Origin of the sequence: Burkholderia sp. TSV86, from assembly GCF_001522865.1 — a bacterium.
Taxonomy (GTDB): Bacteria; Pseudomonadota; Gammaproteobacteria; order Burkholderiales; family Burkholderiaceae; genus Burkholderia.
The window spans coordinates 76,824-103,382 of record NZ_LOWB01000115.1 but is presented as its reverse complement, the minus strand read 5'-3'; the positions used below and the strand labels follow the sequence as shown (position 1 = coordinate 103,382).

Annotated in this window: 25 protein-coding genes and 4 pseudogenes; 13 read left to right on the top strand and 16 right to left on the bottom strand. The window is 65.0% G+C overall.

Translation table 11 applies throughout. The features are described 5' to 3' along the window. Window positions 1-176 precede the first annotated feature (176 nt). Both WS68_RS21495 and WS68_RS21490 read left to right on the top strand, forming a co-directional pair. Window positions 177-1,352: an AAA family ATPase gene (locus WS68_RS21495; protein ID WP_059572663.1), complete on the top strand. Its 1,176-nt coding sequence runs from the start codon at window positions 177-179 to the stop codon at window positions 1,350-1,352. Between the two features lie 324 nt (window positions 1,353-1,676). Continuing rightward, window positions 1,677-2,741: a glycosyltransferase family 4 protein gene (locus tag WS68_RS21490; protein WP_059572662.1), complete on the top strand. Its 1,065-nt coding sequence runs from the start codon at window positions 1,677-1,679 to the stop codon at window positions 2,739-2,741. Window positions 2,742-2,864: 123 nt separating this feature from the next. Here the strand turns inward: WS68_RS21490 and WS68_RS21485 are convergent, their stop codons facing one another. From WS68_RS21485 to WS68_RS21475, 3 genes are all read right to left on the bottom strand, one after another. After that, window positions 2,865-3,452: a BPSL1445 family SYLF domain-containing lipoprotein gene (locus tag WS68_RS21485; protein WP_059572689.1), complete on the bottom strand. Its 588-nt coding sequence runs from the start codon at window positions 3,450-3,452 to the stop codon at window positions 2,865-2,867. Between the two features lie 177 nt (window positions 3,453-3,629). Further along, window positions 3,630-4,073 carry a hypothetical protein gene (locus WS68_RS21480; protein WP_059572661.1) on the bottom strand — a complete coding sequence of 148 codons (444 nt, stop codon included), beginning with the start codon at window positions 4,071-4,073 and terminating at the stop codon, window positions 3,630-3,632. Window positions 4,074-4,284: 211 nt separating this feature from the next. Further along, window positions 4,285-4,572: a PsiF family protein gene (locus tag WS68_RS21475; RefSeq protein WP_059572688.1), complete on the bottom strand. Its 288-nt coding sequence runs from the start codon at window positions 4,570-4,572 to the stop codon at window positions 4,285-4,287. A gap of 248 nt (window positions 4,573-4,820) precedes the next feature. On the opposite strand from WS68_RS21475, the gene WS68_RS21470 reads away from it, so the two are divergent. Further along, on the top strand, window positions 4,821-5,861 hold the full coding sequence (locus WS68_RS21470; RefSeq protein WP_059572660.1) for an asparaginase: 1,041 nt from the start codon (window positions 4,821-4,823) through the stop codon (window positions 5,859-5,861). 152 nt (window positions 5,862-6,013) lie between these two features. Here WS68_RS21470 and lysM read toward each other — a convergent pair whose 3' ends face one another. The 4 genes from lysM to gcl all read right to left on the bottom strand — a co-directional run bounded on the left by lysM (window position 6,014) and on the right by gcl (window position 10,636). Continuing rightward, window positions 6,014-6,484, bottom strand: coding sequence for a peptidoglycan-binding protein LysM (lysM, locus tag WS68_RS21465; RefSeq protein ID WP_059518211.1), 471 nt, complete (start codon window positions 6,482-6,484; stop codon window positions 6,014-6,016). Window positions 6,485-7,014: 530 nt separating this feature from the next. After that, window positions 7,015-7,920, bottom strand: a complete 906-nt coding sequence (locus WS68_RS21460) for a 2-hydroxy-3-oxopropionate reductase (protein WP_059572659.1) — start codon at window positions 7,918-7,920, stop codon at window positions 7,015-7,017. Window positions 7,921-7,962: 42 nt separating this feature from the next. Next, complete coding sequence (gene hyi, locus WS68_RS21455) at window positions 7,963-8,772, bottom strand: hydroxypyruvate isomerase (RefSeq protein ID WP_059572658.1); 810 nt, start codon at window positions 8,770-8,772, stop codon at window positions 7,963-7,965. An 88-nt stretch (window positions 8,773-8,860) separates the two neighbouring features. After that, window positions 8,861-10,636 carry a glyoxylate carboligase gene (gene gcl / locus WS68_RS21450; protein WP_059572657.1) on the bottom strand — a complete coding sequence of 592 codons (1,776 nt, stop codon included), beginning with the start codon at window positions 10,634-10,636 and terminating at the stop codon, window positions 8,861-8,863. A 156-nt stretch (window positions 10,637-10,792) separates the two neighbouring features. Between gcl and WS68_RS21445 the strand changes: the two genes are divergently transcribed. Beyond that, complete coding sequence (locus WS68_RS21445; RefSeq protein ID WP_059572656.1) at window positions 10,793-11,704, top strand: substrate binding domain-containing protein; 912 nt, start codon at window positions 10,793-10,795, stop codon at window positions 11,702-11,704. Window positions 11,705-11,717: 13 nt separating this feature from the next. On the opposite strand, the pseudogene WS68_RS21440 reads toward WS68_RS21445, so the two are convergent. Both WS68_RS21440 and WS68_RS21435 read right to left on the bottom strand, forming a co-directional pair. Next, window positions 11,718-12,106: pseudogene (locus WS68_RS21440) on the bottom strand (cupredoxin domain-containing protein). A gap of 71 nt (window positions 12,107-12,177) precedes the next feature. Continuing rightward, window positions 12,178-12,783 (bottom strand): annotated as a pseudogene (locus WS68_RS21435) (metallophosphoesterase family protein); the annotation flags it as partial. Here WS68_RS21435 and WS68_RS21430 point away from each other — a divergent pair. From WS68_RS21430 to WS68_RS21395, 8 genes and pseudogenes are all read left to right on the top strand, one after another. Next, window positions 12,670-13,173, top strand: a pseudogene (locus tag WS68_RS21430) (hypothetical protein); the annotation flags it as partial. The pseudogenes WS68_RS21435 and WS68_RS21430 overlap by 114 nt on opposite strands. A 199-nt stretch (window positions 13,174-13,372) precedes the next feature. Next, window positions 13,373-13,747: a 30S ribosomal protein S6 gene (gene rpsF / locus WS68_RS21425; RefSeq protein ID WP_039221416.1), complete on the top strand. Its 375-nt coding sequence runs from the start codon at window positions 13,373-13,375 to the stop codon at window positions 13,745-13,747. Between the two features lie 33 nt (window positions 13,748-13,780). Beyond that, the gene (gene priB / locus WS68_RS21420; RefSeq protein WP_059572655.1) at window positions 13,781-14,080 is read left to right on the top strand and encodes a primosomal replication protein N; all 300 of its coding nucleotides are present in this window, start codon (window positions 13,781-13,783) and stop codon (window positions 14,078-14,080) included. 2 nt (window positions 14,081-14,082) lie between these two features. Then, window positions 14,083-14,358, top strand: coding sequence for a 30S ribosomal protein S18 (gene rpsR / locus WS68_RS21415; RefSeq protein WP_004193360.1), 276 nt, complete (start codon window positions 14,083-14,085; stop codon window positions 14,356-14,358). 27 nt (window positions 14,359-14,385) lie between these two features. After that, window positions 14,386-14,838, top strand: a complete 453-nt coding sequence (gene rplI, locus WS68_RS21410; protein WP_059572654.1) for a 50S ribosomal protein L9 — start codon at window positions 14,386-14,388, stop codon at window positions 14,836-14,838. A gap of 132 nt (window positions 14,839-14,970) precedes the next feature. Further along, window positions 14,971-16,353: a replicative DNA helicase gene (locus WS68_RS21405; protein ID WP_059518196.1), complete on the top strand. Its 1,383-nt coding sequence runs from the start codon at window positions 14,971-14,973 to the stop codon at window positions 16,351-16,353. A 148-nt stretch (window positions 16,354-16,501) separates the two neighbouring features. Continuing rightward, window positions 16,502-17,128: a DUF47 domain-containing protein gene (locus tag WS68_RS21400; protein WP_059572653.1), complete on the top strand. Its 627-nt coding sequence runs from the start codon at window positions 16,502-16,504 to the stop codon at window positions 17,126-17,128. Between the two features lie 10 nt (window positions 17,129-17,138). Further along, window positions 17,139-18,149: an inorganic phosphate transporter gene (locus WS68_RS21395; RefSeq protein ID WP_059572652.1), complete on the top strand. Its 1,011-nt coding sequence runs from the start codon at window positions 17,139-17,141 to the stop codon at window positions 18,147-18,149. 339 nt (window positions 18,150-18,488) lie between these two features. Here WS68_RS21395 and WS68_RS21390 read toward each other — a convergent pair whose 3' ends face one another. Together WS68_RS21390 and WS68_RS21385 are read right to left on the bottom strand one after the other, a co-directional pair. After that, window positions 18,489-19,721: a C40 family peptidase gene (locus WS68_RS21390; RefSeq protein WP_059572651.1), complete on the bottom strand. Its 1,233-nt coding sequence runs from the start codon at window positions 19,719-19,721 to the stop codon at window positions 18,489-18,491. Window positions 19,722-19,959: 238 nt separating this feature from the next. Further along, entirely contained in the window at window positions 19,960-21,768 is a 1,809-nt protein-coding gene (locus WS68_RS21385; protein WP_059572650.1) for a PhoH family protein, read from the bottom strand. Here WS68_RS21385 and WS68_RS29070 point away from each other — a divergent pair. Continuing rightward, window positions 21,697-21,935, top strand: a pseudogene (locus WS68_RS29070) (hypothetical protein). The gene WS68_RS21385 and the pseudogene WS68_RS29070 sit on opposite strands and share 72 nt — an antisense overlap. Window positions 21,936-22,093: 158 nt before the next feature. Here the strand turns inward: WS68_RS29070 and WS68_RS21380 are convergent. From WS68_RS21380 to WS68_RS21360, 5 genes are all read right to left on the bottom strand, one after another. Further along, a complete protein-coding gene (locus WS68_RS21380) occupies window positions 22,094-22,555 on the bottom strand; it encodes a peroxiredoxin (protein ID WP_059572649.1) in 462 nt (153 codons plus the stop codon). 91 nt (window positions 22,556-22,646) lie between these two features. Beyond that, window positions 22,647-23,543 (bottom strand): polysaccharide deacetylase family protein, encoded by an 897-nt coding sequence (locus WS68_RS21375; protein WP_059572687.1) that lies wholly within the window; start codon window positions 23,541-23,543, stop codon window positions 22,647-22,649. A 10-nt stretch (window positions 23,544-23,553) separates the two neighbouring features. Further along, window positions 23,554-24,609 (bottom strand): bifunctional UDP-4-keto-pentose/UDP-xylose synthase, encoded by a 1,056-nt coding sequence (locus tag WS68_RS21370; RefSeq protein WP_059518179.1) that lies wholly within the window; start codon window positions 24,607-24,609, stop codon window positions 23,554-23,556. Next, complete coding sequence (locus tag WS68_RS21365) at window positions 24,606-25,553, bottom strand: formyltransferase (protein WP_059572648.1); 948 nt, start codon at window positions 25,551-25,553, stop codon at window positions 24,606-24,608. The genes WS68_RS21370 and WS68_RS21365 overlap by 4 nt, the downstream gene beginning before the upstream one ends. Next, window positions 25,550-26,557 carry a glycosyltransferase gene (locus WS68_RS21360; RefSeq protein ID WP_059518175.1) on the bottom strand — a complete coding sequence of 336 codons (1,008 nt, stop codon included), beginning with the start codon at window positions 26,555-26,557 and terminating at the stop codon, window positions 25,550-25,552. Before WS68_RS21360 ends, WS68_RS21365 begins: the two co-directional genes overlap by 4 nt. Window positions 26,558-26,559: the final 2 nt, after the last annotated feature.

The window sequence follows — 26,559 nt, the reverse complement described above, 5'->3', positions numbered from 1 at the left end:
GGAGGATGAGGGCGGGCACTTTGCGCGCTGGATTTGCTGGGTTCGCCGAAACCGCCGAAACCGCGGCGCAAAACCCATGCCGCTTCGCGCGGCCATTTCCGATCTGGCTGCCGCGCCTGCGCCGATATTCACCAGGCCCGCCCGTAACCTGATCCGATCCGTCGATCCTTCATCCTATGCCGCCTCTCACAGCTCTCGCCATTGCCGGCTACCGGTCACTGCGCGACTTCGTCATGCCGCTCAGCGCGCTCAACGTGATCACGGGGCCGAACGGCAGCGGCAAATCGAGCGTTTATCGATCACTGCGTCTGCTCGCTGATACCGCCCAGGGGCGCGTGATTCCGTCGCTCGCACGCGAAGGCGGCTTGCCGTCGACGCTTTGGGCCGGCCCCGAGCGTTTCTCGCGCGCCATGCTGTCGGGCGAGGTGCCGGTGACGGGCACGATTCGCAATCAGCCGGTCAGCTTGAAACTCGGCTTCGCGTGCGACGATTTTGGCTATGCGATCGATCTCGGCCTGCCGATTCCGAGCCGCTCGGAATTCGGGCTCGATCCGATCGTCAAGCGTGAATGCATCTGGAGCGGGCCGGTGCCGCGGCCGTCGACGCTGCTGGTCGACCGGCACGGCGCGCAGTTGCGTACCCGTGACGCAACCGGCGCATGGCAGACCGTGCCGCAGCCAGTCGCGAGTTTCGACAGCATGATGACCGAGTTCGCGGACCCGCGCGGTGCACCGGAGATGATCGCGTTGCGCGAACGGATTCGTTCATGGCGCTTCTACGATCACTTGCGTACCGACGCCCTCGCGCCTGCACGGCTGCCGCAGGTGGGCACGCATACGCCGGTACTGGCCGACGACGGCGCCGATCTGGCCGCCGCGTTACAGACGATCCGCGAGATCGGCGATCGTGCGGCGCTGGAAGCGGCGATCGATGACGCGTTTCCGGGCGCGCGGATCGATATCGACAATCCGGGCAGGCAGGGCCGCTTCGAGACGCTGATGCATCAGCCGGGCTTGCTGCGGCCGCTGCGCGCGGCCGAGCTGTCGGATGGCACGCTGCGCTATCTGCTGCTCGTCGCGGCGTTGCTGACGCCGCGCCCGCTCGCGCTGCTCGTGTTGAACGAGCCGGAGACAAGCCTTCATCCCGATCTGCTGCCGGCGCTTGGCCGCCTGATCGCGCAGGCCGCCGAGCGCTCGCAGGTGATCGTGGTGTCGCATGCGGCGCGTCTCGTCGCGTCGCTCGAGCGCGAGCCGGGTAGCCGCTCGATCGTGCTCGAGAAGGTGCTCGGTGCGACACGGATCGCCGACGCGGATGCGCTCGATCTGCCGCCATGGAAATGGCCGACGCGCTGAACGGCGTCGACAACGCTTGCGGTGATGCGAGTGTGGCGGGCGGATGCCGCGGATCGATGCGGCAGATAGCAGATAGCACGCTCATGGGCTCCTCAACGCCGCAACTGTCTGCCGATGCTGCAAGGCAATAACCCAACGAAACTTTTGGCGCGGCTGGACAACGGCCTGCGCGACTGCAAACATGCGGGTTTTCCGAATGTATCCGTTCTGTAACAAGACCGAAAAAATGCAATCGGCCGCGCAGGGCCACGCGCCGGTGGCGATAATGATTTATCGCGATGGCGTTCGACGCCGGCGCGCCGGCCGTCATGGGAGGCAGTACCGATGAGAATTGCGCAGATCGCCCCGTTGACCGAGTCCGTGCCGCCCAAGTTGTACGGCGGCACCGAGCGCGTCGTGTCGTACATCACCGAAGCGCTCGTCGATTTGGGGCACGACGTCACGCTGTTCGCCAGCGGCGATTCGGTTACGCGCGCGAAGCTCGACGCAGTGTGGCCGCGCGCGTTGCGGCTCGACACGTCGATCCGGGACCGGATCGCGCCGCACATGCTGCTGATGGAAACCGTCGCGCGTCGCGCGCAGGAATTCGACGTGCTCCATTTCCACATGGACTACTACTCGTTTTCGGTCTTCAACCGTCAGCAGACGCCGTTCGTGACCACTCTGCATGGCCGTCTCGACCTGCCGGAACAGCAGCCGGTGTTCGACACGTTCGATACGGCGCCCGTCATTTCGATTTCGAATGCGCAACGCCAGCCGATGCCCCAGGCGAAATGGCTGACGACCGTCTATCACGGCTTGCCGGAAAAGCTTTATACGCCGCAGCCCGCCGAGCAGGCTTATCTCGCCTTCCTCGGCCGGATTTCGCCGGAAAAGCGCGTCGATACGGCAATCCGGATCGCGCAGCGCTGCGGGATGCGAATCCGGATCGCAGCGAAGATCGATTCGGCCGACGAGGCGTACTTCGAGCGCGAGATCAAGCCGCTCTTCGCGCTGCCGCACGTCGAATTCATCGGCGAGATCGCCGATCATGAAAAGGCCGCGTTTCTTTCCGGCGCGCACGCATTGCTGTTCCCGATCGACTGGCCGGAGCCGTTCGGCCTCGTGATGATCGAAGCGATGGCGTGTGGCACGCCCGTCATCGCGTTCAATCGCGGCGCGGTGCCTGAAGTGATCGACGACGGCGTGTCGGGCTTCATCGTTGAAGACGAGATCGGCGCGGCCGCGGCGGTGAGCCGCCTGCCGGCGCTGTCGCGTGCGCGCGTGCGGCAGCGTTTCGAGCAGCGCTTCACGGCCAGGGGAATGGCGCAGCAATACGTCGACGTCTATCAAGCGCTGATTCGCGCGCAAAAGCGCTCGCGCTTCAAGGTGATCGATTCGGCATCGTGAGCGGCGAGGGCGGCGTCGGCAACGCCGCGCGCGGATGCGCTGCATAAAAAAACGGCGATGCGCGCCTGCGCCTCGCCGTGGTGCATTCGCCGCTCGCTATGCGAGCGGCAATTGATGCGTGCATCAGATCTTCAGCTTCGTGACCTTGGTGCCGCTGATCGACACGTCGCCCATCAGGCCAGCGTTCGTCAGCACGATCACTTCGACGGGCGCGGTGGCGGTCGTCGTGTCGATGGCGCCGTTCGCGCCCATCTTCACGAGCGCGACGGAAGCATCGGCGCCTGCGGCCCAGCCGTCCGAGCTGCGGAATTTGTCGAGCGCGTCCTGCGTCATGAAGAGGAACACGATCGCCTTCGACTGCGCACCCGCCTGCAGGCCGACCGAGATCGACGACGTGTTGTAGTAGCCGACCGTCGCGCCGCCGACGCGCAGCGCGCCATTGCCGCTCTGGCCGCCGATGATGAGACCTGCTTGGATCACGTCCGGGAACACGAGCACGCCGCGCGATTTCGCGACCAGCTCGCGCGAGCCCTTCACCGTCGAATACAGGCGCGACAGCGTCGCGTCAACGCTCGCATCGATTGCTTGACGCTTCGACGCGTTGGTCGTGGCGTTGTCGGGCTTGTTCGGCGTGGTCGTGCAGCCGGTGAGCGCAAGACTGCCGACGACAAGTGCGGCCGCAGCTTTCAACACGAGTTTGCGTTTTTGCATCGCTTTTTTCTCCATCAATGTAGTTCAGCGTATTTCCCGAGAACGGGGCGTACCACGCCGAACTTTATAACACAGAGGGCCGTATCGATTGCCCGGCGTAAGGTGAAGCAACGTCAAATTGCCGGATTCCCGCGGCACTCGTGGCACGGGTGGCGGTTGCCGCGCGGGGCGCGGCCGTCAATGAGGGGAAACCGGTGGCTTGATCGGGGGGCGGCGCAGCGCGCGGCGCACGAGGGCGATCAGCACGCCGCACGCGAACAGGAATGCGGCAGGCACGATCCAGTAGCCGACGAATGCGTGCCACAGGTAGCTCGCGAGCGTGCGGCGGCGCAGCGCGAATTCGTTGCGCGCCTCCTGCTGGCGATGCGCATTGGCCGCCAGCACGTCGGCCGGGCAGCCGGCGGCGCGCGCTTCATCCGGCTCGCCCCGGCAGACGGCGGCGGCGCCTGCCGCGCGCTGCGCGTCGGTAAGCTCCCAGGTCGTCAGCGCGAGCTTCAGGTCCGCGTAGTTATAAGCCATTTCCTCGCGGATTTCCCGCACGGCGACGATCGCGACGGGCACCGCCCAGAACACGATGACGATCACCCAGCGCCGGAACCAGCGATTTTGTCTCCATGCCATCCGTGCCTCCGTTTGACGCGCGCGATGCGCGTCTGTCATGAGGGCGGCCCGATGGCGCTTCTTCTATGGGGTGACGAGGGCCGCGCTGCAGCCATCATAGAAGAAAACGGCGGAAGATGCGGCACAATGCCGCGGCGCCGATGTGCGCCGGAAAAGAAAATGCCGCGCCCGCCGAAACGGTGCGCGGCATCGTGCCGATCGGCAGGCAGCCTCAGGCGGCCGGCTGGCTCGACAGGCAGCTCTTCATGAAGGTCTTGCGCTCGTCGCCCTTCTTGTCGCCGGCTTGCACGTTGCACGCCTTCATCTTTTCCTGCTGCGACAGCTTCTTCGGCTTCGCAGACAAGCATTCCTTCATGAAGGTCTTGCGCTCGTCGCCCGTCTTGCCGGCAGCCTGCGCGTTGCATGCTTTCATCTTGTCTTGTTGGCTGTTTGCGGCGAAAGCAGGCGTTGCCAGCACGCCGCCGACGAGCAGCGCGGCCATCAGCGATCGGATCTTCATTGGACACTCCCGTTGGGTGAATTGCATTTTGTTCGTCAAGCCGCGAATCGCGCGGCAGCGCGCATCGCGCCTTGCATTATGGCAAATCATCGATGAAACAACAAAATGACCCACGAAAGCGCCGATTGATGCGCGGCGCCGCACCGCGCGCCGTGCCGTGCCGTGCCGTGCGGCGGGCTGCCGGCCGGCGCCGGTTTCGCGGCGGCGGGGATATTGCCGCATGCCCCGCAGCCGGTACAATCGCGGCCATGAATGCACCGACCTCCCATACTCCTGACATTTCGAATCCGGCGCCACGCGCGCTGCCGCGTATCGCCGTGCTTGCCACGGGCGGCACGATCGCGGGTGCTGCCCCCGACGCCACGCAGACGGCCGGCTACCAGGCCGGCGCGCTCGGCGTCGACCGGCTGCTCGACGCCGTGCCGGCGCTTGCCCAGATCGCGACGATCCGGGCCGAGCAGTTGGCGAGCATCGACAGCAAGGATCTGTCGCACGCGCTGTGGACGACGCTCGCCGAGCGGGTCAACGCGCTGCTCGCCGATGATGACGTCGACGGCGTCGTCGTCACGCACGGCACCGACACGCTCGAGGAAACCGCGTACCTGCTGCAATTGACCATCAAGCACGCGAAGCCTGTCGTGCTCACGGCGGCGATGCGGCCCGCGACCGCGCTGTCGTCGGACGGCCCGCTGAACCTGCTGAACGCGGTGAACGTCGCGGGCAGCGGCGCGGCGCGCGGGCACGGCGTGCTCGTCGTGTTCAACAACCGGATTCACGGTGCGCGCGATGTCGTGAAGACGAGCACCTATGCGCTCGACGCGTTCCATTCGCCGGAACTCGGTGCGCTCGGTTGGGTGCAGGACGGGCGCATCGAGTTCGCGCGCCGCGCGACACGGCCGCATACACTCGATTCGCGCTTCTCGATCGGCGCGGCGTGGCCGCAGGTGGAGATCGTCGCGAGCTATGCGGGTGTCTCGCGCGTGGCCGTCGACGCATGCATGGCTGCGGGCGTGCGCGGACTCGTCGTCGCAGGCACGGGCAACGGCTCGATTCATGCGACGTTGCAGGCGGCGCTCGCCGATGCGGCGGCCAACGGCGTCGCGGTAGTGCGGGCTTCGCGCGTCGGCTCGGGGCACGTGATGCGCAACGGCGCGGCGAACGACGACGCGCTCGGCTTCGTCAGCGCAGGCTCGCTCAATCCTTACAAGGCACGCGTGTTGCTGATACTCGCGCTCGCGGCGGGCGTGACGGATGCGCGCGCGTTGCAGCAAGTGTTCGACACGTATTGAATCAGCCGCACGATCGCGCGTTGCGCGGCAGCGCGCCGCTGCGACGATGCCGGCAGCCTGCCGGCGGCGCCAGCTGCGCTTGCGATTGAACGATATAAAAAAGCGGACCGTCAGGTCCGCTTTTCGCATCATGCCGGTAACGGCCGCATCGATCAGGACTGCGGCGGAATCACCAGCTTCTGGCCCGGATAGATCTTGTCGGGGCTCGACAGCATCGGGCGGTTCGCCTGGAAGATCACGTCGTTCTTCGCGCCGTTGCCGTAGTACTTCTCGGCGATCTTCCACAGGTTGTCGCCGGACACGACGTCGTGGTACTGCACTTGCGGATCGTCCGGCTGCAGGTTGTCGTCGTTGACGCCGGCGACGCCTTGCACGTTGCCCGCGGCCACCTTGACCTTGGCCTTCGTATCGAGGTCGCCGGCGTTGCCCGACAGCGTGACGGTGCGCGATGCGCCGTCGAACTCGACCGTCAGGTTCGACGTGTCGAGACCTTGCGCGGAGATGTAGTTCTTGATTGCGTCAGCGGCCGTCTGGTTTGCCGCGGCCGGATCGGTTGCGGCTTGCTCATCGCTCTTGCCGAGCAGCTTTTCGCCTGCCTCTTTGATGAACGAAAGAAGACCCATCGCAACACTCCTTCAGGTGATTGACAAAAGATGCGCCATCAGGCCGGGATACGTGGCGCGAAAAGCGCCGCGCCGGCACGCCCGGCTCTCGGAAGGCGTCGCGAAAGTGTAGGCGTTCGCGCTGTAAATTGCATGAAAAATCGCGCTGGCGAACGTCAAGAAATGTAATAGGCAAGGTCATGGAAAAGGGCGGGTGCGCGTCATCCGACAGACGGACACCCGACGACGACGTCTGACCGACCAAGGCTTGCCCGTCGTCGCCGGGCGCCGCTGTCATGGCCGGCGGCGCGCACCTTCGATCGAAAGCGCTGAAGCGGCGCTTTCGTTGCAGCTCGCGCCGGTTCATTCCGGCGACTTGTTTGTGTGATAAATGCGGATGCCGTAACGGCAACGGCGTTGCCCTTGTCCGAATGGCCGTCGTATCACGCAGTCCGGAGCCCGCGAATCGCAGCCCGCATCACGCGGCCTGCGCCACCGCTACCGCCATAGCCAGCAAGAGCACCGCATCCCCAACCACCATTACCGTCGCATCACGCGGCCTTCGCCTCGGCGCGCGGCTCGGCGATCTCGTGGTTCGACATGATTTCGAGCGCGCGCACGATCGCCGAGTGATCCCACCCGCCGCCGCCGTGCGCGGCGCACACGCTGAACAACTGCTGCGCGCTCGCGGTGTGCGGCAGCGCGATGCCGAGCCGCCGCGCGCCGTCGAGCGCGAGGTTCAGATCCTTGCGATGCAGATCGATCCGGAAGCCCGGCTCGAACGTGCGCTTCGTCATCCGCTCGCCGTGCAGCTCGAGAATGCGCGATGACGCGAAGCCGCCCAGCAGCGCGCGGCGCACGCGTTCGGGATCGGCGCCCGAGCGCGCGGCGAACAACAGCGCCTCGGCGACCGCCTCGAGGTTCAGCGCGACGATGATCTGGTTCGCGACCTTGCAGGTCTGGCCCGCGCCGTTTTCGCCCACGAGCGAGATGTTCTTGCCCATCTGCTCGAACAGCGGCTTCGCCCGCTCGAACGCCCGCTGCGGGCCGCCGGCCATGATCGTCAGCGTCGCGTCGCGCGCGCCCACTTCGCCGCCGGACACGGGCGCGTCGAGATAGTCGCAATCGAGCGCGTTGATCTGCTTCGCGAACTCGCGCGTATCGAGCGGCGAGATCGAACTCATGTCGATCACGAGCTTGCCGGCCGTGAGGCCGCGGGCGACGCCGTCGTCGGCGAACAGCACGTCGTGCACGTCGGGCGTATCGGGGACCATCACGATCACGATCTCCGACGCGTGGGCGACGGCCGTCGAATGCGCGACCACCAGCGCGCGTGCGCGCACGTCGTCCGGCACCGGGTGCGCGCCGTTGACGACGAGCTGGTGGCCGCCATTGAGCAGGTTGCGCGCCATGTGCGCGCCCATGATGCCGAGGCCGATGAAGCCGATCGCTGCCATTGCGTTGTCTCCTGAAAGAGGGGGCGTAGGGGGCGGGCGCGGTTACCCGATGTGGCGCGCGCGGCCCGCGCCGGCGCGGCGTGCTTCGTCGAGCCAGCCGAGGCCGCCGGCCGTCGTCGTGCGCGGTTTGTATTCGCAGCCGATATAGCCGTCGTAGCCAAGCTCGTCGAGCAGCGCGAACAGATACGGGTAATGGATTTCTCCCGTGCCGGGCTCGTGGCGGCCCGGATTGTCCGCGAGCTGGATATGCGCGATCGCGCCGATGTGCCGGCGGAGCGTCGCCGCCAGCTCGCCCTCCATCCGCTGCATGTGGTAGATGTCGTATTGCAGGAACAGATTGTCGGCGCCGACCGCGCGGATCACGTCGAGCGCGTCGGCCGAGCGTTGCAGCGCGAAACCGGGGAGGTCGTACCCGTTGCACGGCTCGACGAGCAGGCGCAAGCCGGCCTTTTTCAGTTCGGCGGCGGCAAAGCGCAGGTTTTCGACGATCGTCGCAAGTGTCGTGTCACGGCGCTGATCCGCCGGCGCGATGCCGACGAGGCAATTGAGCTGCGGCACGTTCAGCGCGCGCGCATAGTCGATCGCACGGCCCACGCCGTCCTGGAATTCGCCGACGCGATCGGGCAGGCAAGCGATTCCGCGCTCGCCGCGCTCCCAGTCGCCCGCGGGCAGGTTGTGCAGCACGAGCCGCAGGCGGTGCGCGTCGAGCCGCTCGGCGAGCGCGTCCGGCGCATACGGGTACGGAAACAGGAATTCGACGGCGTCGAAGCCTGCGTCGGCGGCGGCCTTGAAGCGCTCGAGAAACAGCGCTTCGTTGAACAGCATGGTCAGGTTGGCGGCAAATTTCGGCATGACGGAGTTCTCGCGGGTCGGTCAGAGAAAAAACGCTCGACACTGAACGGTCGAAATTTCCAGGCAATGCGACACACCCGGCGCGCGCTCAGTCGAGCAGCGAGATCGCGGTGGGCGCGTGCTCGGGCTTGTCGGCGAGATCCTCGAACTCGTTGATCGCGTCGATCTCGGCGCCCATCGAGATGTTGGTCACCCGCTCGAGCATTACCTCGACGACGACGGGCACGCTGAATTGAGCCGCCATCTGTTGCGCGCGCTCGAGCGCGGGCGCGATCTCCTCGGGCTTGAACACGCGCAGCGCCTTGCAGCCGAGCCCTTCGACAACGGCGGTGTGATCGACGCCATAGCCGTTCAGCCCGGACGCGTTGACATTGTCGAACGCGAGCTGCACGCAGTAGTCCATGTCGAACGCGCGCTGCGCCTGGCGGATCAGGCCGAGATATGAGTTGTTGACGACGACGTGCACGTAAGGCAGCTTGAATTGCGCGCCGACCGCGAGTTCCTCGATCATGAACTGGAAGTCGTAGTCGCCCGACAGCGCGACGATCGGCCGGCTCGGATCGGCCGCGCGCACGCCGAGCGCGGCGGGTATCGTCCAGCCGAGCGGGCCGGCTTGCCCGCAGTTGATCCAGTTGCGCGCCTTGTACACATGCAGGAACTGCGCGCCCGCGATCTGCGACAGCCCGATCGTGCTGACGTAGCACGTGTCGCGGCCGAACACCTTGTTCATCTCCTCGTACACGCGTTGCGGCTTGATCGGCACGTTGTCGAAATGGGTTTTGCGCTGCAGCGTGCGCTTGCGGGTCTGGCAGTCGGCCACCCATGCGCTGCGGTCCTTGAGCCGGCCCGCGGCCTGCCATTCACGCGCGATTTCGACGAACAGCGCGAGCGCGGCCTTCGCGTCCGACACGATGCCGAGATCGGGGCCGAACACGCGGCCGATCTGCGTCGGTTCGATGTCGACGTGGACGAACTTGCGGCCTTTCGTGTAGACGTCGATGCTGCCCGTATGACGGTTCGCCCAGCGGTTGCCGATGCCGAGCACGAAATCCGACGCGAGCAGCGTGGCGTTGCCGTAGCGGTGCGCGGTTTGCAGGCCGACCATGCCCGCCATCAGCGGATGGTCGTCGGCAATCGCGCCCCACGACATCAGCGTCGGGATCACCGGTACCCCGACGGTTTGCGCGAACTCGACGAGCAGCGCGTCGGCCGCCGCGTTGATCACGCCGCCGCCCGAGACGATCAGCGGCCGCTCGGCATCGTTGAGCATCGCGAGTGCGGCCTCGATCTGCGTGCGGCTCGCACAAGGCCGGTAGACGGGCAGCGGCTCGTAGGTCGAGATGTCGAATTCGATCTCGGCCAACTGCACGTCGATCGGCAGGTCGATCAGCACCGGCCCGGGCCGGCCCGAGCGCATCAGATGAAACGCCTGCTGGAACACGCGCGGCACCAGTGCCGGTTCGCGCACCGTGACCGCCCATTTCGTCACGGGCTTGGCGATCGCCTCGATGTCGACCGCCTGGAAATCCTCCTTATGAAGCCGCGCGCGCGGTGCCTGACCGGTGATCGCGAGAATCGGGATCGAATCCGCCGATGCCGAATAAAGGCCGGTGATCATGTCGGTGCCGGCGGGGCCGGACGTGCCGATGCACACGCCGATATTGCCGGGCGCGGCCCGCGTGTAGCCCTCGGCCATGTGCGAGGCGCCCTCGACGTGCCGCGCGAGCACGTGGCCGATCGCCCCCGAGCGGCGCAACGCCGAGTAAAGCGGGTTGATCGCCGCGCCCGGCACGCCGAACGCGGTTTGGATGCCTTCCTTCTCGAGCACGAGCACGGCGGCGTCGACGGCTCTCATCCTGGCCATGGTGTCTCCTTGATTTCGCTGCGGATCGCGAGGGTTGGACATACTTTAGGGATACGTAAAAGCTTTGATAAGATCCGCTCCAGTCGCTTATTTCGAAACTAAAAGTATCGAATGCTCGGCTGCGCCGGATGGGCAAAAGAGCGTGGGAGACAGCGGATGGACCGGTTCAAGCAAATCGAAACCTTCGTGCGGGTCGCGGATGCGGGCAGCCTTGCGGCGGCCGCGCTCGAGGAAGGGGTGTCGCCCGTCGTGCTCGGCAGGCGGATCGACGCGTTGGAAAAGCGCATCGGCGTGAAGCTGATGTACCGGTCGACGCGAAGGCTGGTCGTCAGCGAGGACGGCGCGGCGTTTCTCGAGCGCTGCCGGGGCCTGCTTGCCGACTGGGCGCATGCGGAAAACGAACTCGCGGCCGGGCGGCGCGCGGTGAGCGGGCATTTGATCGTGTCCGCGCCGGCCGCGTTCGGCCGCAAGCATGTCGCGCCGCTCGCGCCGGCGTTCATGGCCGACAAGCCCGATTTGCAGATGTCGTTCAACTTGACCGACCGCGTCGTCGATCTGGTGCGCGAGGGCTACGATCTGTCGATCAGAATCGGCGGCGCGGTCGATCCGAATTTCGTCGCGGTGAAGCTGGCGTCGAATCTGCGCGTCGTTTGCGGCACGCCCGCGTACTTCCGACGGCACGGCCGCCCGAAGTCGCTCGACGATCTCGCGCATCACAACTGCCTCGCGTTCAATTTGCAGGGCGGGCAGAACCGCGGCTGGTATTTCCGCCGCAACGGCAAGCTCGTGACGATGCGCGTATCGGGCACGCTCGACTGCAACGACGGCGAACTGCTGCATCGTTGGGTATCCGAAGGGCTGGGGCTCGGCTGGCGCTCGACGTGGGAGATCGCGCAGCAACTCGCGCGCGGCGAACTCGAAACCGTGCTCGACGAATACGCGCTGCCCGATTACGACATCCTCGCCGTCTATCCGCAGCAGCGCTACGTGCCGGCGAGGGTGCGCTATTTCATCGACTATCTGCGCGACGTCTATGCACGGCCGGGCTATTGGGAAGGCGCCGGTTGACGCGCGCCGCCGGTCATCCGACGACGATCACGCGGTTCATCGTCTCATGCCAGGAGCCGCAGAAAATGTCGCACGGAAAATCGATCGTGCCAGGCTCGCCCGCTCGCGCGGCAAGCCGCACGGCGGCGCCCGGCGGCACGTCGGCGCGCACGCCAAGCTGGGGATCGAAAAGCCCATCACGGTGTCCTCGGCCGTCAGCTCGAACACCACGGCTTCGTGCGGCGCGAGCGCGCTGCGGTTCGGCGTGAAAACGAAGCGGCGCGCATGAACCTTGATGACGCGCGGCACGCCGGCCGCGCGCACGGTTGGCGCAGCGAGCGCGCAGATTGCCGCGCCGGTTGCGGCGAGCCAGCGGCGGCGCGCCGGGTGCGCAGGCGACGGGCGTGCGATGGGAGCGTGCATGTCGGTTGATCTTGTATTCGTTCACTATGCGTGCCGCTCGGGCGGTGCGTCAGGTACGCCGTTGGCGTGGCCGGCGCGTCAGCTGCGATCGGCCGCTCGGCCAGCGTGAACGCGCCCGGTGCGTCGTCCGCACGCACTTCGCGTCAGTCAAGCCCGGGATAGGGCACGCCCGCGTTCCACGGCGCCGGTAGGCGCTTGGGCTGCAAGCCCGCGGCGGGCAGCGCAAACATCGGCGAGCGCGCGGCGTGGTGGGCGATATGCCCGGTCATCGCGTGATGGGTCTGATGGATGTGCCCGTAGAACACCATCACGTTCGCATAGGGCATCAGCATCTCGAGCACCTCGGCGGCGTCGCGCGTGGCCCCGTTCCATTGCGGCGCGAGGTCGAACAGCGGCCGGTGGGTGAAGGCGGCGATGCGCGCGTTTTTCGGCAAGCGCGCAAGCTCGCGTGCGAGTCAGTCGATCTGCGCGTTGCCGCCGCCGGCCGGGTCGGACACGTTATCGAGCACGATGGAGTGCACGCCGTGGCGATCGAAGGTGTAATGCGTGTCGCCGAAGATTTCGCGATACGCGGCGCCGGCGTCGAGGCTCGCGTCGTGTTCGCCCGGCATCAGGTCGCGGAGCTGGTGTCGAGCCACGTGCGCGCGGCGCTGTCCGGGCGCGACATCGACGCTGTGTCGACCGATCGGCATACGGTGAAGCCCTGGTTCAACGGCCGCCCAGACTATGCGCCGCCTGTCGTGGTTCTCGCTTCGAGCGGCTTCGCGCTCGCGGGCGGGCGGCTCGATTATGTCGGCGGCCGGCGGGTGGCGGTGCTGGTCTACCGCTACCGGCGGCATGTCGTCGACGCTTATGTATTCCCGATGCAAGGCGGCTTGAGCGGCAGCGCTGATTCGGTCGTCGAGCAGGGCTATGCGCTGGCGCGCCGGCAGGAAGGCGGCATGACGTGGTGAGCTGTCACGGGTGCCGAGCCGGGCGCGCTTGCCGCGTTCCGCGCGGCCCTTGCGGTAAATCTGCCGGCCACGGGGCGGCGGCCGCCGCGCGAGCGCCGGGCCGCAGCGCCTTAACAAGGGTCGGAATACAGGCGGCCGCCCGGTCGCGGCAAGCGTCGGCCGGTGGCCGTCAAGTCTTTGAATACATGGCCGAAATCGGCGGAAAATCAACGTAAGTCTTGTGTTGTTGCGTCAATCGGGTTACACTTTCCGGCTTCTCACTTGCCACACCGGTTCAGACGCCCGGGTGGCTTCTATCCACAAGGAGTGTGTAATGCGTCATTACGAAATCGTCTTCATCGTGCACCCCGATCAGAGCGAGCAAGTGCCCGCGATGATCGAGCGTTACAAGACCACGATCACGTCGCACGGCGGCCAGATCCACCGTGTCGAAGACTGGGGCCGCCGCCAACTGGCCTACATGATCGAGAAACTCGCTAAGGCTCACTACGTCTGCATGAACATCGAGTGCGACCAGGCGACGCTCGACGAACTCGAACACGCGTTCAAGTTCAACGACGCCGTGCTGCGTCACCTCATCGTCAAGATGAAGAAGGCCGAAACCGGCCCGTCGCCGATGATGAAGGAAGTTCAGCGCGAAGAAGCCAAGAAGGCGGCTGCTGCTCAGCCGACCGAAGCGCAGGCTTAACGTATTCAAGCCATCAAGGAGCGCGTCGCTTTCGTGAACAGGCTGCAACTGACGGCGAGCGTCGTCGAGCGTGAACCGGTGCGGTATACCCCCGCCGGCGTTCCGATCGCCAGCGCCACGTTGCAGCACAGGACCGAAGTCGTCGAAGCAGGCATCGCCCGGCAGGTCGAATTGACGATCCCGGCCGTGGCGGCAGGCGAGGCGAGCGGTAAGCTGGAAAGCTGCGAGATGGGCGTTGAGACGCTCTTCACCGGCTTTCTCGCGAAAAAGAGCCGCAACGCGAGAACCTTGGTGTTTCACATCACAGCATTGCAGGACATTGGAAAGGACTGAACATGGCCCGCCCCACTGGTAAGAAATTCGACAAGCGTCGTCAGCAGCAAAATCCGCTCTTCAAGCGTAAGAAGTTCTGCCGTTTCACGGCAGCCGGCGTCGAGCAGATCGACTACAAAGACACCGAAACGCTGAAGGACTTCATCGGCGAAAACGGCAAGATCACGCCGGCGCGCCTGACGGGTACGAAGGCCCACTATCAGCGCCAGCTCGATACGGCGATCAAGCGCGCGCGTTTCCTCGCGCTCTTGCCGTACACCGATCAGCACAAGGCGTAATCAGGCGACGCAATAAGGAGAATTCGAATGCAAATCATTCTGTTGGAAAAAGTCGCCAATCTGGGCAACCTCGGCGATATCGTCAAGGTCAAGGACGGTTATGCGCGTAACTTCCTGATTCCGAACCGCAAGGCGCGCCGCGCGACGAAGGACGCGATCGCCGAATTCGAAGTCCGCCGCGCGGAACTCGAAAAGGTCGCCGCCGAAAAGCTGGCAGCCGCGCAAGCGGTTGGCGAGAAGCTGGGCGGGCAGACGTTCGAAATCACGCAGAAGTCGGGCGTCGACGGCCGTCTGTTCGGCTCGGTCACGAACGCGGACGTTGCCGAACTGCTGAAGAAGGTCGGCTACGATGTCGAGAAGGCGCAGGTTCGCATGCCGGAAGGCCCGCTGAAGATGATCGGCGAGCATGGCGTGCAAGTCGCGCTGCACACGGACGTCGTCGTCGACGTCACGGTCAACGTGATCGGCGACCACGCGTAAAACGCGTGTCTTCTCCGGGCGGCGCCTGCCGCTCGATATAAAGGGCAGGGGCCTGGGCAACCGGTTCCTGCCTTTTTTCGTTCCACGGCGCCGGCTGGTGGAGCTGCGTCTATTTCGCGATAATCCCAACCCATGAACGCGCCTCAAGATCCCCAAATCGAATCGCTGAAAGTCCCGCCGCACTCGATCGAGGCCGAGCAGTCCGTGTTGGGCGGACTGCTGCTCGACAACGGCGCATGGGACCGGATCGCCGATTTCCTGTCGCAGAGCGATTTCTACCGGTACGACCATCGCGTCATCTTCGAGCACATCGGCCGTCTGATCGCGACGACGCGCCCGGCCGACGTCGTGACCGTCTATGAGGCGCTGACGACGTCCGGCAAGGCCGAGGAGGTGGGCGGGCTCGCGTACCTGAACGCGCTGGCGCAGAATACGCCGAGCGCGGCGAACATCCGCCGCTATGCGGAAATCGTGCGCGATCGCGCGGTGCTGCGCCGGCTCGTGTCTGTCGCCGACGAAATCTCGGCCGACGCATTCAATCCTCAGGGCCGGGAAGTTCGCCAGTTGCTCGACGAGGCCGAGGCGAAAGTGTTCTCGATTGCCGAGGACGGCGCGCGTGGCACGCAGGGCTTCCTTGAGATCGGACCGTTGCTCACGCAGGTGGTCGAGCGGATCGACACCCTTTACCACACTGCGAATCCGAGCGACGTGACCGGCACGCCGACGGGTTTCGTCGATCTGGATCGTATGACGTCCGGGATGCACGGCGGCGAGCTGATCATCGTCGCGGGGCGCCCGTCGATGGGTAAGACCGCGTTCTCGATGAATATCGGCGAATACGTCGCCGTCGAATACGGGCTGCCGGTCGCGGTGTTCTCGATGGAAATGCCGGGCACGCAACTCGTGATGCGGATGCTCGGCTCGGTTGGCCGGCTCGACCAGCACCGGATGCGCACCGGCCGCCTGAGCGACGAGGATTGGCCGAAGCTTACGCACGCTGTGCAAAAAATGAGCGAGGCGCAACTGTTCATCGACGAGACGGGTGGCCTGAATCCGATGGAATTACGCTCGCGGGCGCGCCGTCTCGCGCGCCAATGTGGCAAGCTCGGGCTGATCATCGTCGACTATCTGCAACTGATGACGGGCTCGTCGCAAGGCGAGAATCGTGCGACCGAAATCTCGGAAATCTCGCGATCGCTGAAGAGTCTTGCGAAAGAACTCGACGTGCCGGTGATCGCATTGTCGCAGTTGAATCGAGGGCTGGAGCAACGGCCCAACAAACGGCCGGTGATGTCGGACTTGCGCGAATCGGGCGCTATCGAGCAGGACGCGGACGTGATCCTGTTCATTTACCGCGACGAGGTCTATAACCCGGACAGCCCCGACAAAGGCACGGCCGAGATCATTATCGGCAAGCAGCGTAACGGCCCGATCGGGCCCGTTCGGCTCACGTTCCTGGGGCAATATACGAAGTTTGACAATTTTGCAGGCGCGCAAAATTTCTACGGCGAGTAGCGCCGGATGTAAACCCCTCGTGAGCAAAACGTTGTATCCCGTTGTCGTCCGGGCGGACTTGTGCGATCGAACGCTTCGCGGGAACCGGTAAAACAGTACAATGTCGCCGGTTTTTGTGACAGCTGTTTGACCATTTTCCAGGAATCCCATGTTCGGTCGATTCATGCCCACCGAGGGCAAGTTCTTTGAAATCTTCAACGCGCACGCGAATTACATCGTCTCCGGCGGACGCGAGCTCGAACTCCTGATCGACAATCTCGCGGACGCCGAGATTCACAAGCAAAACGTGCAGAAGGCCGAGAAAGCGGCTGACAAGCTCACGCACGAAGCGATCGACTTGTTGCACAAGACGTTCATCACGCCGCTCGATCGCGACGAAATCCACAAGCTGATCACGACGATGGACGACATTCTCGATCTGATGGAGGACGTCGCGACGGCCGTGTCGCTTTATGACGTGCAGGCTGTCACGTCGGAGGCAAGCCAGCTTGCGCATATCGTCACGAAGGCCGCGCAGCACGTGCAGGAAGCGGTCGCGTTGTTGTCGGACATGAAGCAGTCGAGCCAGATTCTGAAAGCGTGCGAAGAAATCGATCGCTGGGAGTCCGAAGGAGATCGCGTGCTGCGCGCGGCGATGTCGAAACTCTTCCGCGAGGAAGACGATGTCAAGACGCTCATCAAGCTGAAGGCGATCTACGAATTGCTCGAAGAGATCACCGACAAGTGCGAGGATGTCGCGAACATCATCGAAGGTATCGTGCTGGAAAACGCCTGAGCGGATCACGATGCATTCGATACAACTCGCTTTATGGGCTGTCGCGGCGCTCGTGCTCGTCGCACTCGTGTTCGATTTCATGAATGGCTTTCACGACGCCGCGAACTCGATCGCGACTGTCGTGTCGACCGGGGTGCTCAAGCCGCAGCAGGCCGTCGTATTCGCGGCCGCGTTCAACGTCATCGCTTATTTCATCTTCCATCTGAAGGTTGCGCAGACCGTCGGCAAGGGCACGATCGATGCGAGCATCGTCGATCACTACGTCGTGTTCGGCGCGCTCTTCGGCGCGATCGGCTGGAACATCATCACTTGGTACTACGGAATTCCGTCGAGTTCGTCGCATGCGCTGATCGGCGGGCTCGTCGGCGCCGCGGTGTCGAAGTCGGGCTGGGCGTCGCTCAACGTCGACGGATTGATGAAGACGGTCGCGTTCATCTTCATTTCGCCGTTGCTTGGCTTCGTGCTCGGGTCGTTGTTCATGCTCGGCGTCTCGTGGCTGTATTTCAGGACCGCGCCAAGCAAGGTCGACCGGCGCTTCAGGCGCTTGCAACTGCTGTCGGCGAGCCTGTACAGCCTCGGCCACGGCGGCAACGACGCGCAGAAAACGATCGGCATTATCTGGATGCTCCTGATCGCGTCCGGTTACGCGTCGGCCGCAGCCGATGCGCCGCCGGTCTGGGTGATCGGTGCGTGCTATCTGTCGATGGGGCTCGGCACGCTGTTCGGCGGGTGGCGGATCGTCCGCACGATGGGTCAAAAGATCACGAAGCTCAAGCCGGTGGGCGGATTCTGCGCGGAGACGGGGGGGGCCGTGACGCTGTTCATCGCGTCTTGGTTGGGAATTCCGGTGTCGACGACGCATACGATTACCGGCGCGATAGTGGGCGTGGGCGCGACGCGCAAGCTGTCGGCGGTGCGCTGGGGTGTCGCAGGCAACATCGTGTGGGCCTGGGTGTTGACTATTCCTGCGTCGGCGCTGATCGCGGCTGTCGGCTGGTGGATTGGGCATCGAGTGTTTTGAGCCTCGATGCGCGGCGTCCGACGCCGCGATAACGCGAACGCGGAGTACACGCAGTGCGCCGCATGCCGTTCAGGCTGCGGCGCATTGTTTTTGGGCCGGCGCAAGGCAAAGCCGCGCATTACGACGGCGCGGGAGCGGACATGCGGCGCGCAAGCCGCCGGAGTGCGGGCGCGGATTCGATTGCGGGCTTGGCGGCGCAGGCGAACGGCTGTTTCGACGCGTGTCGTAATTGTGGCGCTGACGATCAAGCGGGTTTGGTCGGAACGACAGTGTGCCGCGAATTGGCGGCGCCATATGGATGCTCCATGCACCCGGGAATGCTCCATGCACCCGGCGCTATCAGTAGCTGCCGTTCGCGAAACGGGCGATCGGATCGTCGTGCGTGCCGGGGGCGGCCGCACCCGGCGGCTCGGCCGCTGTCGATGCGCGCAGCACCTGCGCGCTACCCGGTGCGGCAAGCCGCGCTTGGCGGGCGGCAGCGCGTGCAGTGGGCGGGGGCGGCTCGAATGCATCGGCGGCGTCGATCGGATCGGCAGACGTCGAGGGACGGACGGCGGTTGTCGTGGCGGAGCCTGCGGCCGGCGCATACGCAGGCGATGAAGTGGCATCCGAATCGACCGGAGCGGCCGCCGCGTCTATCGCACCTGCCGCCCGGGCTTGCTGCTGCGCGGCGGACATCGCCGACGGCGGCGGCTCGTAAGGATCGGCGGATGCGGCGGCCGTCGTGCCGCCCGCGAGACGGGATGGCGCGCCCGCATCGGGCCGATTCGCCGCGTAGGCAGGCGTGCCGGTTGCAGCCGGGCGTGCCGGTGCGGCGGCGTTTGCCGCATGAGCCGACGCGGTGGCCGGCGCGCCTGCATTCGTCGCCGCGAACACGGGCGGCGCTTCATTTGCCGCGGCGCTGCGCGGGCGGACCGGCGCGCTCGTGTTTGCCGCATAGGCAGCCGGCGCGGCGGCCGGGCTCGCGTGCTGCGTCACGTCAGGTTGCCGGCTGGCTTGATAAGTGGGCGCATCGAACGGAGTCGGCTTTGCCTTTGCCGACGCAACGCGGCGAATTCCGTCGAAGCGCTTCGCCCAATACGGGTTCGTCAGGTAATCCAGCCGCACGGTGCCGCCCGTCGATGGCGCATTCACGAAGCGGAGCTTGCCGACATAGATGCCGACATGCGAATGCGGCCGGCCGGACGTGTTGAAGAAGATCAGATCGCCAGGCGCGATGCCGTCTGGCTCGATCGAATCGCCGATCGCGCTCATGTCGGCCGTCGTGCGGGGCAGGTTGACGTTCGCGGCGCGGTCGACGACATAGCGCACGAGCCCGCTGCAATCGAAGCCGCTTTCGGGCGTATTGCCTCCCCACCGGTATGGAACGCCGACGAGGCTCATCGCCTGGATCGAGATTTCCTCGCGGCCGACGCTATGGTCGACGAAATTGGGGAAGCCGCGCGGCGGCGCATACGCACGCGGCGTGGTGATCGACATGCCGGATGACGACGGGCGCGCGGTTTTCTGCGGCGCGCCCGCGCAGGCGGCAAGCAATGAGACGACGAGAACGGACAGCGTGAGACGCAGCATCGGAGGCGGGCGAACGCGCGGCGCTCGCTTTTCGCATGACAACGGATATTGCGATGGTAGTCGGTGCGGCGGGGCTTTCGCAAGAATTCTTGAGAAATTACTTTAAGTTACACGCATAAGCGTGGTATTCGATGGACGATTCACTCGATCGAAATTCGACCCCAAAACAAAAACGGCGCCCGGCCATGCCGGACGCCGTTGCACGCATCGGCCGCATCGAGCGGCGCCTTGCGTGGCGTTACAGAATGTCGGACGCGTAGTCCGCAAGCCGCGAGCGTTCGCCGCGCGCGAGCGTCACGTGGCCGCTGTGCCCCCAACCCTTGAAGCGGTCGACGACATACGTGAGGCCCGAGCTGCCTTCCGTCAGATAAGGCGTATCGATCTGCGCGATGTTGCCGAGACAGATGATTTTCGTGCCGGGGCCCGCACGCGTGACGAGGGTTTTCATCTGCTTCGGCGTCAGGTTCTGTGCCTCGTCGATGATCACGTACTTGTCGACGAACGTGCGCCCACGCATGAAGTTCATACTCTTGACCTTCAGGCGCGAGCGGATCAGCTCCTGCGTCGCCGCGCGGCCCCATTCGCCCGCCGCGTCGTCGGTTTTCTGCAGCACTTCGAGGTTGTCGTCGAACGCGCCCATCCACGGCTGCATCTTTTCTTCCTCGGTGCCGGGCAGAAAGCCGATGTCCTCGCCGACTGGCACGGTCGCGCGCGTGACGATGATTTCGTTGTAGCGCTTGTCGTCGAGCACTTGCGCGAGGCCCGCCGCGAGCGCAACGAGCGTCTTGCCGGTGCCCGCCTGGCCAAGCAGCGTGACGAAGTCGATCTCGGGATTCATCAGCAGATTCAGCGCGAAGTTCTGCTCGCGATTGCGTGCGGTGATGCCCCACACGTTGTTCTTGTGATGGCTGTAGTCGCGCAGCGTCTGCAGCAGCGCCGTCTTGCCATTCAGTTCGCGCACGATCGCATGGAACGTCGGCTCGCCGTTATGCGGCTCGAGATAGACGAATTCGTTGACGAGCAGCGACGCGACGAGCGGGCCAGTCACGCGGTAATACGTGGTGCCTGTCTTCGTATCCTGCCAGCTCTCCATGCCTTTCGCATGCTTGGTCCAGAAATCCTGCGGCAGCTCGCGCACGCCGGAGTAGAGCAGATCCTTGTCTTCGAGAACCTGGTCGTTGAAGTAATCTTCCGCGGGCAGGCCGAGCGCGTGCGCCTTGATCCGCATGTTGATGTCTTTCGACACCAGCACGACCTGACGATCCGGCCGCTCGCGCTGCAACGCGCGCACGACGCCGAGGATTTGGTTGTCGGCCTTGCCTTGCGGCAGGCCGTCGATCGGCTCGATCTGCGTGAGCGTCGTCTGAAAGTACAGGCGGCCGAGCGCCTCGCGGCTGCCGAGGCGCGCGAGCGCAATGCCGGCCGAGATCGGGCCGGCATCGGCGACAAGCGCATCGAGCGTGCGACTTACCTGGCGCGCGTTGCGCGCGACTTCCGACATACCCTTCTTGTGATTGTCGAGTTCCTCGAGCGTCATCATCGGCAGATAGACGTCGTGCTCCTCGAAGCGGAACAGGCTGCTCGGGTCGTGCATCAGCACGTTCGTATCGAGCACGAAGAGCTTTTGCACTTCGGTTTCGGCACGTTTGCGGCTGCGCGTTTTCGTGCCGGTGCCTGTTGCGGCGGCTGTGCCGGCGGCCGGCTTCACCGCGTCGGTGGTCTTCGGCGCGCGCGCGACGGGCTCGACCACGTCGCGCGCGGGCACGGGTTGCAGCAACGCCGCGGTCTGCTTGGTTTTGCGTGTGCGCGCCGCGGAGCCGCCGTCGGTCGCGGACGCCCCTGTCGTGACCGCGCGCAAGGACGCGGCGGTGTTCGCGGCGGGCGCCATCGGATCGGCTACGCTCGCCGGGCCGTATTCGGCCGCGCCGTCATGATCGGAGTCCCCGGTTGCAGATGATTTCGCGGCTTTCGCCGGCTGTGCTTTCGCCTTGTATTCGTCGGGCGGCAGCAGGCTGCCGAGCTTGCTGGGGGGAGTAGGCAAAGGCATGGTGTCCCTCGAGATGAATCGTGTCGCAGGCATGCGCCGCTGTTCGCATCCTGCGCGCTTGATGCGCGTGCAGTTTGCGCGCGGTGGCGCAACATGGGGTTCGAATCGCCGGTTCGCCTAGATTTCGATCGTCTCCTTGGCGCGTCGAGCATCGCACGCGCTGCTAAAACCATGAAAAAAGCCGCTTCCCCCGAACAGGGGCAAGCGGCTCGGCTTCAACCGTCGCGCTGCGCGTCAGATGCACGCACGCATCGTGTCGATTACAGGCGCAGCAGCGAGAAAAATGGGGCGGACAGGCATTCATTGCGGCCCAATATAGCGCGCCTCAAAGCGCTTGTACAGCACTCAGCACCTCGTCGACGTGGCCCGGCACCTTGACGCCGCGCCACGCGTGGCGTAGCACCTGGTTGCCGTCGATGATGAACGTCGAACGCTCGATACCGCGTACTTCCTTGCCATACATTTTCTTCAGTTTCATGACACCGAACAGCGTGCACAGCGTTTCGTCGGGGTCCGAGATCAGCGGGAACGGCAGTTCGAGTTTCGTCTTGAAATTTTCGTGCGAGCGCAAGCTGTCGCGCGACACGCCGACGATTTCCGCGCCGGCCTTTTTGAATTTCGGATAAAGATCGCGGAATTGCAGACCTTCGGTCGTGCAGCCCGGCGTATTGTCTTTCGGGTAGAAATACAGTACGAGCGTCTTGCCGTTGAGGCCCGACAGCGAGAATTCGCCGCCGGTGGCGGGCGCGGTGAAATCGGGAACGGGGCGGTCGACTTCGACGGACACGTGTTTCTCCTGTTGTTATAAACGAATGCGGACGACGAAACGCGCTGTTGCATGAAAAAGCGCGGAACGGGCGTTGGCGATCAGCTTTTGTTCAGTCGGGCTGAACGATCAGCTCGCCGGAGCGGCCCGGAACTTCGCCCCACGCAACAGGGTATGATGGCAGCGCCGCGCGGTCCAGCGTCGCGTGATAATCGCCCATCGTCGCAAACGTATGGCCTTGCGCGCGCCAGCCGGCAAGCAGTTGCTCGAACACCGGCGCGAGCTTCTGGCCTTCGAGCTCCGCATGCAGCGTGAACACCTGGTCATGCGGATTGCGTTCGGTGTGCCGAAGAATATGCGCGGCGACATTGGACGAATCGATGCCGCCGGTGCCGAGCACTTCGTCGAGTGTCGGCAGCGTGGTCGGCATTTGCACGTGCGCGAGGGTCTTGCCGCCCACCACCGGCAGATACGGCGAATGGCCGCGGCCGTCGGATGCGTAGCGCATTCCCCATGCGTCGATCTGCTCGAACGCGGCGTCGTTCATCTGCCAGCCGGCCGCGCCATGCGTGACGGGCGGCGTGCCGAAGATCTCGACGAAACGCTGATGGCTCTTGCGCATCTCGCGCACGGTCCAGTCGCGCTCGCGACGCCGCACGTTGTCCTGCCAGTACACGTGATCCCATGTATGAATCCCGCATTCGAAGCCGGCTTCGTGAATCGCGCGCATATCGGCCATTGCGCGGCGGCCGATGTCGGGGCCCGGCAGCAGCACGCCATACAGCAACTGCTTGATGCCGTAATGCTCGACGACCGACGTGCGCGACACCTTCTTCAGAAAGCCCGGCCGCAGCGCGCGGCGCATCGCCCAGCCGGTGTGATCCGGGCCGAGGCTGAACAGGAACGTCGCGCGCGCGGCGTGGCGATCGAAGATGCGCGCGAGATTCGGCACGCCTTCGCGCGTGCCGCGCAGCGTGTCGACGTCGATCTTGAGGACGATGCGAGCCAAGAGACGGCCTTCAGCCTTGCTGTTCGACGAGCGCGCGCGCGTCGGCGACGTGGCCGCGGTATGCTTCGAAGATCTGGCGCAGCGCATCGTCGAACGTGAACTGTGGCGCCCAGCCAAGCTCCTGCATCGTGTTGTCGATCTTCGGCACGCGGTTTTGCACGTCCTGGTAGCCGTTGCCGTAGTACGCGCCCGACGTGGTTTCGACGAGCTGCACGCGCTTGGCCGATTCCGCGTATTCGGGAAACTCGGCCGCGAGTTCGAGCATCTTGTTCGCGAGTTCGCGTACCGAGAAATTATTCTTCGGATTGCCGATGTTGTAGATCTTGCCCGTCGCGACGCCGTTCGGATTCTCGATGATCTTCATCAGCGCGCTGATGCCATCGTCGACATACGTGAACGCGCGCTTTTGCGAGCCGCCGTCGACGAGGCTGATGTTCTCGCCGCGCACGATATGGCCGAGAAACTGCGTGACGACGCGCGAGCTGCCTTCCTTGGGCGTGTAGATCGAATCGAGGCCAGGCCCGATCCAGTTGAACGGACGGAACAGCGTGAAGTTCAGGCCTTCCATCCCGTAACCCCAGATCACGCGGTCCATCAGCTGCTTCGAGCACGCATAGATCCAGCGCGGCTTGTTGATCGGCCCGTAGGTGAGGGCGGACGCGTCCGGATCGAACTGCTCGTCCGCGCACATTCCATACACCTCGGACGTCGACGGGAACACCAGATGCTTGCCGTACTTGACGGCCGAACGCACGATTGGCAGGTTCGCCTCGAAGTCGAGTTCGAACACGCGCAGCGGCTGCTGGACGTAGGTGGCGGGCGTTGCGATCGCGACGAGCGGCAGGATCACGTCGCACTTCTTCACGTGATACTCGACCCACTCCTTGTTGATCGTGATGTCGCCTTCGAAGAAATGCATCCGCTCGTGCTTGACGAGATCGCCGAGCCGGTCGGTCTGCATGTCCATGCCGAACACTTCCCAATCGGTGGTTTCAAGAATGCGCTTGGACAGGTGATGGCCGATGAAGCCGTTCACACCCAGGATCAGGACTTTTTTAGCTTTCATGAATGACGGGAAGAATGAATGAACTGCGCGAACTGAGCCGGGGACACGATGGTTTCGCCGCCGTCGTGCTGCCGGCGCAGCTCGAGAATGGAGACGGCGCGGCTGTCGCCGCAAACGCCGAACAGCGCATTATCGCTTACGTGCAGGCCCGGCGGCAAATCGGCGGCGGCGCGCGCGGCTGCCGAGCCGGGGCGCGCGAGGCGCGCGCGCGCGATCACGAAGCGCGCGCCGTCGATATCGGCGAATGCGCCCGGATACGGCGGCGCGACCGCGCGGATCAGGTTGTAGACGCGCGCGGCCGGTTGCAACCAGTCGATGCGGCCGTCCTCGGGCCGGCGTGCGCCGTAATAGCTGCCCTGCGACAGATCGTTCGGCAGATGCGGCGCGTCGCCCGCGATCAGCGCGGGCAGCACACGCCAAAGCGTCTGCTCCGCGGCGACGGTGACCTTGTCGAATACTTGCGCGGCCGTGTCGTCGGGCAGGATCGGCACCGCGGTCTGGCCGACGATCGCGCCCGCATCGGGCTTGGCGGCCATTTCGTGCAGCGTCGCGCCGGTTTCGGTCTCGCCGTTGAGCACCGCCCAGTTGGTCGGCACGCGGCCGCGGTATTTCGGCAGCAGCGAGCCGTGCATGTTGTACGCGCCGCGCGGCGCGAGCGCGAGCAGTTCGACGGGCAGCATGTGCCGGTAGTAGAACGAGAAGATGAAGTCCGGCCGCGCAGCGGCGATGGCCGCGCGCAGCTCGGCGCCCGCCGGATCGGCGGGCGTCGTGATGGGAATGCCGTGCTCGGCCGCCACCGACGCGACGCTGCCGAACCAGATATTCTCGCTTGGGCTGTCCTCGTGCGTGACGACGAGCGCGACGTCGACGCCGCGCGCGATCAGCACCTGCAGGCAGCGCACGCCGACGTTGTGGTAAGCGAAGACGACCGCGCGCGGCTTCATCGGACGGCCTCGCGGCGCTCGACGGGCAGCGTGACGCTGGGTTTGCCATCGCGCGCCTCGAGCACGGTATGGATCAGGTAGCGCGGCCGCGCACGGACCTGTTGATAGATTCGGCCGATATATTCGCCAAGCAGGCCGAGCGCGAAGATGATCACGCCGAGCAGGAAGAACGTGATCGCGAACAGCGTGAACACGCCTTGCACTTCCGCGCCGACGATGAAGCGCCGGATCACCAGCAGCGCGAACAGGCCGGCCGAGCCGAGCGACAGGATCACGCCGATGAACGACAGCCACTGCAGCGGTACGACCGAGAAGCCGGTGACGAGATCGAAATTCAGACGGATCAGGCTGTACAGCGAATATTTCGATTCGCCCGCGAAGCGCTCCTCGTGCGCGACCTCGATCTCGGTCGGATTCTGCGCGAACGTGTACGCGAGCGCGGGGATGAACGTGTTGACCTCGCCGCAGCGGTTGATCGTGTCGATGATCCGGCGGCTGTACGCGCGCAGCATGCAGCCCTGGTCGGTCATCTTGATCCGCGTGATCCGCTCGCGCAGCCGGTTCATCGCCGACGACGCCTTGCGCCGCCACAGGCTGTCCTGGCGCTGCTTGCGGATCGAGCCGACGTAGTCGTAACCCTCGTGCATCTTGTCGATCAGCTTGCCGATCTCTTCGGGCGGATTTTGCAGATCGGCATCGAGCGTGATGACGATCTCGCCGTGCGACTGCTCGAAGCCCGCGAGGATCGCCATGTGCTGGCCGTAGTTGCCGTTGAGCAGTACGACGCGCGTCGTGTCCGGGCGCACGCGGAACTGATCGGCGAGCATCGCGGCCGAGCGGTCGCGGCTGCCGTCGTTGACGAGGATCACTTCGTATGACCTGCCGAGCGCGTCGAGCGCCGGATAGAGTCGTGCGAAGAGCGCGCCGAGCCCGGCTTCCTCGTTATACACGGGGATGACGACCGAAACTTCGGGGTTCGTCGCGCGTGTTTCTGCGTGATTCATGT